The organism is Cysteiniphilum sp. (assembly GCF_057495195.1).
The window spans coordinates 1-6,057 of the sequence record NZ_JBXTEF010000115.1; the positions used below are offsets into that span (position 1 = coordinate 1).

General features: G+C 33.9%; 3 protein-coding genes. 1 reads left to right on the forward strand and 2 read right to left on the reverse strand.

The genetic code is table 11. From position 1 onward, the window contains the following. Positions 1 to 2,794 (reverse strand): Tn3 family transposase (locus ACY10D_RS10265; protein WP_487000640.1); only part of this gene is annotated, 2,794 nt, incomplete at its 3' end. Beyond that, the gene (locus tag ACY10D_RS10270) at positions 2,795 to 3,670 is read right to left on the reverse strand and encodes a tyrosine-type recombinase/integrase (RefSeq protein WP_487000641.1); all 876 of its coding nucleotides are present in this window, start codon (positions 3,668 to 3,670) and stop codon (positions 2,795 to 2,797) included. It lies immediately after the preceding gene. A 202-nt stretch (positions 3,671 to 3,872) separates the two neighbouring features. On the opposite strand from ACY10D_RS10270, the gene ACY10D_RS10275 reads away from it, so the two are divergent. Next, on the forward strand, positions 3,873 to 5,741 hold the full coding sequence (locus ACY10D_RS10275) for a hypothetical protein (protein WP_487000642.1): 1,869 nt from the start codon (positions 3,873 to 3,875) through the stop codon (positions 5,739 to 5,741). The last annotated feature ends 316 nt before the right edge of the window (positions 5,742 to 6,057 follow it).

Here is a 6,057-nt window from a genome sequence, read left to right on the forward strand (position 1 = left end):
GATGCACTTGCATAATTTCTTGGTTATTGGCAAATGCAACGGCATTGCCAAATTTGTTGGCTAATTCTCCCTTATTTAGCTGCTTTTCAATATCCTGCCGCAACTCAACTTTATCGATATACTCCAAAAGGAAGATTGATTTAATGATGCGTCCAAATTCTTTAATAGCATCCTGTAGTGTGTGTTGCGTATCATAAGAGTTCAGGCGTTTTAAAATAGTTGATGCCTTAAACTCTTTTGTCTTAATACTTGCCACAAGTCTGAGGATTAACTCCCAATTATCTTTGATGATATTTTTTTTGATTTTGTAGCTTGGCAAAATTTGATATTTTTTACTCTCAAGATCTTTTTTGATGCTGTAAAATGAGGATAACACTTGCTCTTTTATGTTTTTAATCCTTGGCGCAAACTTAATGCCCAATAGATGACTAATTGCAAATATGATCTCAGTATAGCCATGTGTATCAGTTGAATGCATATCAGGCTTAATACTCTCACTATGGGTTAACCCATCAATCACATAGGGTGCATCTCTATCTGAACTTGTAAAAGCCGTACTGTAAAAGAACATTCCTCTTTCATCTAAGAAAGCGTAGATGTTTGAACCTTTGCCTTGACCAAAGTATTTATAGGAAAAGTTAGCATTTAATGACTCAGCTGTTACACATCTCTTTTGACCATCGCTAGATGAGTGCAATAGCTGCTTTTCTTTTTTAAATAGGTTTGTCACATCCATTTTTTTCATGAAATTAATAATAGACTCATTGATTTCATACAAATTATCGAGAGTAAAATACCAGGTTATTGCATTGGATAGCTTGTCATAATTAATACCAACAGAGGTGTTTGATAGTTGATATGCACCCATATTGCTTGCTAAGGCAAACAGTCCTGCATAGAAGGTCTCACTTGTAGGCCTTACTTTATTATCTTTAACTTTGTAATGCCTAAAGTGTGATGAAAAATTTGTATACGCATCAATGTCACGAATAATATTTAAAATGGGGATGTTTTCAAAGTGGCTAAATAATTGCGCAAGACCATCGTAATCTGGCTTTTCTACGGCGGGTGTATTTATGACGAATTGACCGTTTTTGCTATAACGGACATGTTTGTTTTCTCTACTAAGCACACGTTGATTAATATCATAATAAGCGTTATCAAGTTTATTTTGAAGCTCAGTAAGCAATTGATCTATGTCTGCAAACTTTTCTAATCCTACACGCGCCAAAACAACCTTACGATTTTTCTGCCATTGCTCTTCGTTTATCATATAACTTTCGATAGATAGGTATTTATAGGAATGGATCAGGCTAATAGTGCCATTGCGAACATTTTCAAAAATATGCATAAATAAGAAGCTTTTATATAACTTGGGATTAAATTTTTCACGCTTGTATATTGCCTTGTACTCATCAGAACTTAAATGATCGTAGGGTGCATTTTTGGTGATTTTAGTCGTTGTTTGATAGTAATGAATGGCCTTTGATAAAGCTTCGTTATTAATTGTAAACTGCAGGTGTTTAATAATGTCACCTATTTTTCCATGAAGACTATCGGATTTTTCAATCATGACATCGTAGAAGATATTTTTAATTTCCTCCTCAGACAGTTTGTTATTAAGGTTTTCAGCGCTTTGATCAGCTTGCTGCTCCTTGTCTGAAACTTCTAGTGGAATGATAAGTTTCAATAAATTGAGTTTTGAAATATTATCCATATCCTCCCTGTGAATTACATTTCTGGCTTGATTGAGCATTTTGGTCTTTGATTGATAGCCATCTAATACATCTCCGCTTAAATCATCGTTTTCTTCGGCACGCTCAAGCTTTTTGGCATCAAATGCTTTCTCTACAGCGGTGCTATAGCTTTTTACACATTTCAAGATAATATCAAGCCAATTATCATCATAATTTCGGCATTGGAAAGTGATAAACGCAGTTAAATATAAATATTGCTTGTACTTATCCTCAATTTCAAAAATCTGTGCCTTTGTGTGAGCTTTAATAACCCAACCAGCATAATAACGAATGGCTTCTGACGATAAATCAAGGGCTTTTACTAAATCTTCTATCTCCATGTATATGCGCTTTAAGATAAGATATTTATGTAATGACTCACTAATTTTGCCTTTAGCGGTTGATTGACAAATGGTTTTTAAGTTGGTCAGCAGTTTCCTGCGAGCAGGGTCACCTTCGTATAGAAGGTCATCAAGCGCTTTTTCGTGCTCAATAGAAATAAGTGATTTTAGTTTCGCTATTAATTCATCTTCAAAGTCACGATAATGTGTCGTAATCACTTTGCAGAAGTGATCATAGCTTGGCGTTGATATTTTTTTCTCATGCAAAACATCAATTACTGAGAGCATGATTTGCTTGGGGTAGAGCTGCTTGGCAACCAGTTCGGTCACTTGTTCTGAAATTAAATCATCGTAATGCTTCCATGGCTCATAGCCTAGGAATTCAAGTATTTTGGCAGTATGATTATTATGTGTTTTAACACGATAGTTTTCTTTTAGTGATTGAGGAATAACCTTTAGGTTTAAAAGTTCTGCAACGTAGTAAATATCAGCATTTCTAAACTTGTCAGTGGTAAAGAATTTTTTGGTCGCTTTAAAATATCCTAATTGAATCATAAACCCCAATTTATTTTCAGGTTTACTCTGCTGGATGCTTCTTAAGATCTTATGTGTTCTTGCATCTAAGGCAAAAACAGCCATTCTTTGAGTCTTGTCAAACCTTGGTGGTCGATTAAAATCAGTAATTTCATGCTCTGGTAAAATGTGGAATTGACTCACTTATTCTTCCTCCGATATCTTGTCAACTGAATCTGATAAATCGTCAAATGATGGTTGGCAGTAAAGCCTTGTTGTATCCAGGCTTTCATGTCCCGCCAATAAGGCAACTTTTTCAAGAGACACATCTGCATTGACTAAGTTTTTACAAAAGGTGTGTCGCAAAATATGTGGCGTTATAAAATCCAGTTCAGTATACTCAAATCGTCTATTAATCATAAGCTGTACCCCTCTGATGGTAAGCTGACCTCGCTGCCCACTAATGACATGCTCAGATTTGCCAGCCATCTTTGCAAACCCTAATTTCAATAATGCATTTCTGGCATCTTTATTCAGCGGAATATCTCGATAACGGTTTGCCTTGCTGTAACGCACTGTGATAGCACCTTTTTTATCTGTCATGCGCACATCAGACCATTTAAGGCTAACAAGCTCGTTTACTCTTAACCCCGTATTCAATAATATTTTGATAATGGCATAATCTCGGTCATTAGCATATTTTTCCAGATGTCTAAGCATGGCATTTTGCTGATTTTTATCGAGCCATCTAGGTGTCGTATTGGTTTCTTTAACCATTTTAGGCAAAGGGAAGCGTTGTTGAATACGGTCAGTATCTAGTAACCAGTTAACAAATGTTTTCAATACGCCAATTTTTCGGTTAATTGAACTTGGCTTCATAGGATGATCAATTAAATGCTGCTTGTATTGCCTAAGATCAGTTGGTGTGATTTTTTTTGCTTTGAGTTCTTCATGATTATTTTGCTCAAACCATTTAGCAAAAAGATACAAATCAGAAGTATAACTTTTGATAGTTGCAGGTGATCGATCATTAGCTATGAGGTAATCAATAAATGTCTCAATCAGATAAATTTTGTCCATGTTTTCTTATGCGATGAGTTTTTTGAGGGATAATTTAGCATATTTAACTGGTTTATGCGATGACTTATTGCTTATCTCATCGTGTAATATTACTTATGAATATGCGAGTTTTGTCTAATTGCGGAATTACCCCATATCTTCAGAAGAGATATTTACGGATAATTCTAAATTAATACATGAAGAATACTTTGCTGGGGAAAATATGAAATATCAAAAAATCGCAGTCATTCAAACACCAGAATTCAAAAGCTACGACCCAACTAATGATGTTATTAGGGCACTCAAAGAAAGTAAAACCTATGAAGAATACCTTAGGAATCATAATGAAAAGTATGACATGGATAAAGATGGTTCGCTTTATAAAGCAATAAGTCAGGAGCTTTATAAAAAAACATTGAAAAGTTACCAAGATTATCAAGTTGCTTTTGATGCAAGGGAGCAGAAAAATAAAATTAGTAAAGCTTCAAAAGAAGTTGAAATTACAGAAGAATGGCATAAGCTTCAAGAAAAACTTCCAGAGACCATCGAAAATATCGATATTAACGATTTGATTAAAAGAGATAATGAGGCTTCGACAGACAAAAAATTAGAATACTCAATAAATAACGGTAAATTATATGAATGGTTAAATGAAAATTTTCAAAGTAAATTTACAGAACAAGACAATGAATTCCTGAAAGAACACTTACTTTCTAATATACCAAAAGAGAAAAATAACTGGTCTGTAATCAATAATGCTAACAACCCTGTTATGCGTAGATATGCGCTTGAAATATTTAGCAATCGACCTTTGCTTGAGAAAGAATATAAGTTATTTGAAATAAATAAAATTAAACCTTTAAGACCTGATGAAAATGAAGAGGAGCTTGAAAAAAAGTTTCAAATCAATAAACAAGCAATTAAAGATCAGTCCACATCAGTATCTACCGATAGAACATTATATTTTGAACTACAGCACAATGAAAGTGCTCAGGCAGATGTTGGTCAGATTCAACAGTATATCATCTCACAGTATGGTGGCGATAATAATGCACTTTCAATTGATAGTTGTCGCAATGAAATTTATCAAGTTGATGTGAGTAATACTAAGTCTATTATTCTCGGTGCATATGGGGTCAATGAACAAAAAGAGTTAGAAGCTGCACTGGGATTAGCAAAAGATAAATTAAAAAATAAAGACTGTGATCAAGCACTATTTATTATGAACATAGGTGCCCACTTTTTAACTGGAAAGTTAACTTTTAAAGATGATCAGTATTCTGTCGAATTGCACAATGGAAACGACGCACACGGAACTCTTGAGAAGGCTTTAAAAAATAAAGATCTTAACAATATTGTCTATAAAACTAAGTCAATACAATATTCAAACAATGGTTGTGGCTATGCTGCTCTTTATCAACTAGAACACATGGCGCGCGAAACTGGTAACTATAGGGACAATAAGCTTTCATACGAAGAAGAAACCATGATGCGTGAAAATGTTGGTTTAGTTAACTTAAAAAACAATAGTCACGTTGAAAAAGATAATGTATACAGAATCATTGATAGTGATGGTGAGATAGTAAAACAACCATCATTAGAGTTAAATCAAGAAATAGATAGGTTGATATCAAATATTAAGCACCAGAAAAGTACTTTAAATAATGAAGAGTCCTTTTCTAGAGAAGACTCCATTATAACGCTCGGAACTGAAATTAAAGATTTATATTCAGAATATCACAGAAATACACACCTTAATAAATCAGTAAATTCAAATAAATACTCAAACCATGACTCCAACAAGGCAAATCAAACGTTGTATAGCAAGATTAATGAATTCTACAAAAAAACTTCAGAAATAGCAGATAATCAGCTTGATAATAAATTAAAAAATGAAACTGATAAAGTAAGAAAAATTCAGGAGTCGCTTGATAAGGATTTTGCGAGTAAGTTGCAGAAAAGATTCATAACTGAGCATCAAAAAAATAGCAAAAATACAAAAGAGCCTATGCCAATATTTATGAAGAATTATCTTGACCATGAGAAGATAAAGGAAATATCAAACTCTAACCCTAGTCCAGGATCAAAATAAAAGTATAACATCCACGGTTTATACCAAAATTGCATAATGCTTATTGTTAATAGAGTGCAAAGTACAGAAGCCCGTATTTACAAGTCGCAAACTCTTATGCGATTAGAAATGGTCGTGCATCGTTTGTTTTGTAATAAATTGGTGACTATATGGGATTGTATAACACTGCTTCTTAAGAGTGATTTTTGCTCATAAATGCTTGGTTTTGGCCGATTTGTCCAGAATCTTCAGATTAACCCAAATAAGGGAGAATTAGCCAACAAATTTGGCAATGCCGTTGCATTTGCCAATAACCAAGAAATTATGCAAGTGCATC

Bases quoted from the DNA above. Each gene is read 5' to 3' on its own strand.
- ACY10D_RS10270 (WP_487000641.1), bottom strand. From the start codon at position 3,670: ATGGACAAAATTTATCTGATTGAGACATTTATTGATTACCTCATAGCT.
- ACY10D_RS10275 (WP_487000642.1), top strand. From the start codon at position 3,873: ATGAAATATCAAAAAATCGCAGTCATTCAAACACCAGAATTCAAAAGC.